This window comes from Candidatus Sororendozoicomonas aggregata (genome assembly GCF_031528575.1).
GTDB classification, from domain to species: Bacteria; Pseudomonadota; Gammaproteobacteria; order Pseudomonadales; family Endozoicomonadaceae; genus Endonucleibacter; species Endonucleibacter aggregata.
Genome location: NZ_JAVLSP010000155.1, coordinates 1 through 4735 on the forward strand (window position 1 = coordinate 1; position 4735 = coordinate 4735).

The 4735-nt window shown below is 41.8% G+C and carries 6 protein-coding genes; all 6 read right to left on the reverse strand.

The annotated features are described in order from the left end of the window. Positions 1-245: 245 nt before the first annotated feature. Complete coding sequence (locus tag V4C51_RS17140) at positions 246-482, reverse strand: hypothetical protein (RefSeq protein ID WP_330927396.1); 237 nt, start codon at positions 480-482, stop codon at positions 246-248. A gap of 497 nt (positions 483-979) precedes the next feature. Then, positions 980-1678, reverse strand: a complete 699-nt coding sequence (locus V4C51_RS17145; RefSeq protein ID WP_330927397.1) for a hypothetical protein — start codon at positions 1676-1678, stop codon at positions 980-982. A gap of 106 nt (positions 1679-1784) precedes the next feature. Then, entirely contained in the window at positions 1785-1988 is a 204-nt protein-coding gene (locus V4C51_RS17150; protein WP_330927398.1) for a hypothetical protein, read from the reverse strand. Positions 1989-2421: 433 nt separating this feature from the next. Beyond that, complete coding sequence (locus tag V4C51_RS17155; protein WP_330927399.1) at positions 2422-2682, reverse strand: hypothetical protein; 261 nt, start codon at positions 2680-2682, stop codon at positions 2422-2424. Between the two features lie 830 nt (positions 2683-3512). Continuing rightward, on the reverse strand, positions 3513-3983 hold the full coding sequence (locus V4C51_RS17160; protein WP_330927400.1) for a hypothetical protein: 471 nt from the start codon (positions 3981-3983) through the stop codon (positions 3513-3515). A 74-nt stretch (positions 3984-4057) separates the two neighbouring features. Further along, positions 4058-4534 (reverse strand): hypothetical protein, encoded by a 477-nt coding sequence (locus V4C51_RS17165; protein WP_330927401.1) that lies wholly within the window; start codon positions 4532-4534, stop codon positions 4058-4060. Positions 4535-4735 lie beyond the last annotated feature (201 nt).

The following is a 4735-nucleotide window of genomic DNA, read 5'->3' on the forward strand; positions in this document are numbered from 1 at the left end:
ATTCACTAAAAATTTCCAACTTTTTATCCTCAATTTTCTGCCATCCTCGCTACGGGCGCTATTCTCGGACAGCCTCCTAGGAGCCTGAAAATATAACAATATATATGGGTTGAAGTTCATTGAAACCAGCAGCCTGTCGGACTAATAGTCACAGGCTGCCTGTTGAGTAACTTTCGTTTCTCTCAGTCTCAGAAACGCCTGCCTGGTTTCTGAGACTGACCATGACTGTTAGAGGTTAAAAGCGGTCAACCGCTCAATGCCGATGAATCAACTCTTTGCAACGTTAATGGCAACGGCCTGGCGTTAACAGTGGTTGTGGTGACCACGGTAGTTTTTCCTGCCTCATCAATATTTACCTCAATGCCAGGAACGCTTGAAGCGTCCGAAAATGTTGACACCAAGTTCCATTTACCTTTAAGCCTGAATACGGTTTCCACAGGCTGGGAGTTGTTAGACAGCCATGGACGACTGTAGATCCGCATCAATACCCTCATAGAGCGCCAAATCAGGGTTCACGATACTAAGATTCAGCTGATTTTTTACATCGCCTGGCTCAAGCATAATTTGTGCGGGCGTCGCTACTGACAAGAGGGACTCAGAGTCGGCAATGTCAACATTTTCAGAGAAGATTGAGTAAGCTTCAAATACTGACTTAAATCAATAATTTTAAGTTTTTGAAAGGTATCGAAAGAAAATAGAATAAATAAAGAAGAAATGTTTCGTTTTATCGAAATCACGTAAAACCCCGTACTTCTTGAGGGTGTCGCGAAACGCTTAATTTCTCCGTCATCATCCCGTACGGGGATTGTAAGGGATCTATGCCACAAGGACGTGAATCACTAAACCCCCATGACGCGTGCGGTTAGCGTGCCTTCCATAGCGTGTGGTTCCTGTACATTCCCTGTACAGGATGACGTGCGGGGTGTATTTCAGCGTTTCGCGACAGCCTCTAGAAGCCCAGGGGGCTTGGGGAAAAATGCTAAGGGCATTGCGAACTCAGAGGGTGGGCTCTCAAAGTATATTTTTGATTATTGTCCAGCATGTTTTTCCAAGATGATACATTAGCCTTCAGCCATTTGCCTTTTTCAAAGCAAGGGGCTCTTAGCTCAATGCCCACCGCAGCCATCGTGTCGAGTTTCATGCGCCAGAGCTCAGGGTAGTGTCGGGCGGATGCACAGATACCGATCCAAGGATCAATAACCACGGCATCATCATTCCAATCGTTAAAATTTTCAGGGAACAACCCCTGTTCACTGGGTTCCTGGCTTAATACAACAAATTCATGATCATCCGGCCAGAGGAAAACACGATGGTATTTTACTGGAGTGGCTTGTTGTAACAGAAAATAACAAACCAGTATGTTTTTTTCGCCACAGTTACCCACCTGACTTTTTGTAATTGCCGAGACATAGTCTTTTAAACCGCAATTGGCTCTCTTCGGTCGTGATGAAAGGAGCATATAATTGATCACATCTGGATCAGGGAGGCAGGGTGTCCAGGGCTTTATGGCAGTCAAATGACCAACTCCCAAGTTACTGGAACCTAGGGATGTATGGATATTGGCAAAACAGAGAGCGGCTTGTGCCATGCTCAGCTTCTGAGGGGCCGCATTGTCCAGTTCGTCACCGTATTGGGATTGAACGAGGTTTTGGAAAGAAGCGGAACGATGAAAGGGCATGGGAACGGATCTCTCTGATTTTGTTGCTGCATCTGCAAGAAACAGGCAAGAGAAGCTACTCTCCAGATACAATGAGACTTTCAAGCAATAGAAACACGACCAATCATTAGTAGCCTCTGTTGTTTTGTATTGATTCTTCCTCATCATAGGACATAGCGCTAAATTTTACCGGGTATTGTTGAGTATTTTGAAACGATGGTAATCCATTATCAATTTTGTCCGATGTTTTCCAGCAGTGTTTTGGGCTTTTCTTCGTTACCCAGTGCCACCGGGCTGCTTTGAAAATCGAAAAACAGATCGCTTTTTTCATCAGAAGCAGTCTTAAAAGTCTGCCCGTAGCGAAGACCGCAAGCAATGGAGGATAAAAAGTCGCTTTTGTGAGGAGAGTAGCGGGACTATTTGAAGAACAAAAGCGACTTTTCAGACCCATTTATCGTAGCCGCAGTAGGAGCATGACGTTTAAGACTGCTTCTAAAGGTGTACGGGCATTGGCAGAACGCAGAGCGGCTTGTCCGAAGCTTGGCATATAAGGATCCGCAATGCTCAGTTTGTGAACGGATTGAGGTCGGGTGAGTTTTTAGCAGAGCTGGAAAGGTGAAAGGGCATAGGACAAATTCTCTTTGGCTATATTTCTCTGAGAAAAGCCGCTCTCCAGAAGCAACTAGGCTTTCAGGAAGTTGAAATACCTGCAAACGCTGGTAGCCTCCGTTGCCTCGCACTCACCTGGTAAGTTATTTCCTGCTTTATTTCAGTTCAAGGTTATTTCCAGTAAACGAAACAGTAACGTCTGCGATACCGGGTTTTTTCTTATAAAAAGAGGCATGCTGAGTTTGTTTGTATGTTATTTTCAGATGCTTATCTACGTCATATGTACTGAAAAATTGATTCCCACCTTCAAAAACAGTAACATGTTGTCGATTTCTCACGCTACCGTAGTAGCCACCACATTCAAATGTTGCATCCATATCAGGCCCCTCAAACAATCCACCTTGTACCCCCCCCAATAAGTCGATTCATGTGCCGCAACTGATTCAGGTGGTTCTTTGACCCAAGTACCATGCCTGTTATGGTGGTTTGTTATTGTGCAGGTAAAATCGGTATTGTTGTGAAAATCTACTTTCAGACACGTTCCGTCGGCTTGAGCAAAACTGGATTCTGTAAGGAATATCGTGAAAATGAAGGTTGCGACTCTCAATAATACACTGTTCATCATGGCCATCTCACACAATAACTTTTTAAGATTAAGACATCCTTTTAATTAAGACATCCTTTTAATTAAGACATCTGATCCAAGTAGGAAAAAAATACTCATTAACTCATTAACGACTATGTACATTGCATAGGATATGCGATTGTAACGTATCATACGGTGACGTCAGAATTAGAGTTATTAATAAAACTGACCAATGTCGTTTTAAAGAAAATAAAGAACAGATGTTTTCGCATAGCTTCGCCATATTTTCAATATATACGTAATCAAAGGCAATCAAATATATTTACTTAATGGTCATCATACTTTGTGGTATTAATAATTTCTACTTTATTTTTAAACAATAATAGCATAACAGGCATATCTGTGATTTCATTAAAGTACTAGCTATACAAAAACTATTGCTCAGTTAAAATATGAACATCGTCATCTATTTTCATCAAAGTCCGTTTCCAGAATTCAAGCAGTACTATGGAACTACTTGAGAGTGATCAGGCAGGTCAGCTACAGGATATTGTTGAAATTGATGAAGCAGGCATTAACTCTTTTTGGGTACCAGGTATTTAACAGAACCATACTCGTGGCATTAGGTCTTATCTTTAATGCGGTTGTTTGTTTCCAGCTTTATTCAAGCACGGGGTGACTTCCTTTCAATGAAACAGTGACATTGGCAATACCGGGAGCACCATGATGAACAGAGGCATGCTTAGCCTGCTTGTTTATAACATTAAGATGCTTATCTACATCATAAGTACTGTAATGCTGTTCCCCCCCTCCCAAAAAAGTATAATTTTGTCGATTTCTCACGCTAAAATAGTAACCACCACACTGAAGTGTTAAAGCCATATCTGGGCCATAGAAACCTGACTGTTTCCCCGACCAATAAATTGATTTATGCTTGTCTATCAACTGGTTTTCATGTGGCTCTTTATCCCACATACCATGTCTGCGCCAAATACTTGTTATTTCGCATGTATAATCGGTTTTGTTATAAAAGTTTACTCTCAAATACTGTGAGCTGGCACGAGTAAAGCCAGAGTTTATAAGAAATATCATGGAAATAAAGGCTGCGATAGCCGGTAATACCCTGCCCATTCTCATGACCTCATGCAATAAAACTATAATCGTTAGGGCATCAAATACATTTTTAATGCAGTCACTTTCCCCTTTTACTCAAGCTCAAGATGACTTCCATTCAGTGAAACACTGATGTCTGCGATACCAGGTATATGTCTGTATTTTGCATGCTGAATCTGTTTATTTGTCACCTTCAGGTGTTTATCCACACCATAAGTACTGCAATATTGATTCCCACCGACAAAAGAAAAAGTTTGTCGATTTCTTACACTAAAAGAGTAATCACCACATTTAAGTGTTACAGCTACATCGGGACCATAAAAATGACTCTGTTGCACCATCCAATAATCAGTTGTATGTGCTTGTATCGACTTGGGAGGTCTCATATTCCAAAAACCATGCCTAAGGTTAGGGCTTGATGTTTTACATGTATAATTGGTTCTGTTATGTAAATTTACTTTCAGAATGAGTGACTCGGTATCAGCAAAACCAGCGTTTGTCAGCAATATTGTGGAAATAGCGGAAATAGTGGAAATAAAAGTTGCGTTAGTCAGTAATACTCTGTTCATTCTGGTTACCTCATGCAATAAAATTGCAACCGCTAAGACATTTGCCCAGGAGCCTGTCGGACTTAAGACAATTTCGGCCTGAAATCCAGAAAGCGCAAGTCAGACAGGCTCCTAGGAGCCTGACCGAGAATAGCGCCCGTAGCGAGGATTACGAGAAATTGAGGATAAAAATTTCTGCTTCTGAGGATAATAGTGGGGCTA

What these genes read in the sequence shown, in the direction of transcription:
- V4C51_RS17140 (WP_330927396.1), bottom strand. Translation starts at nt 482, where the DNA reads ATGCGGATCTACAGTCGTCCATGGCTGTCTAACAACTCCCAGCCTGTG.
- V4C51_RS17145 (WP_330927397.1), bottom strand. Translation starts at nt 1,678, where the DNA reads ATGCCCTTTCATCGTTCCGCTTCTTTCCAAAACCTCGTTCAATCCCAA.
- V4C51_RS17150 (WP_330927398.1), bottom strand. Translation starts at nt 1,988, where the DNA reads ATGAAAAAAGCGATCTGTTTTTCGATTTTCAAAGCAGCCCGGTGGCAC.
- V4C51_RS17160 (WP_330927400.1), bottom strand. Translation starts at nt 3,983, where the DNA reads ATGGGCAGGGTATTACCGGCTATCGCAGCCTTTATTTCCATGATATTT.
- V4C51_RS17165 (WP_330927401.1), bottom strand. Translation starts at nt 4,534, where the DNA reads ATGAACAGAGTATTACTGACTAACGCAACTTTTATTTCCACTATTTCC.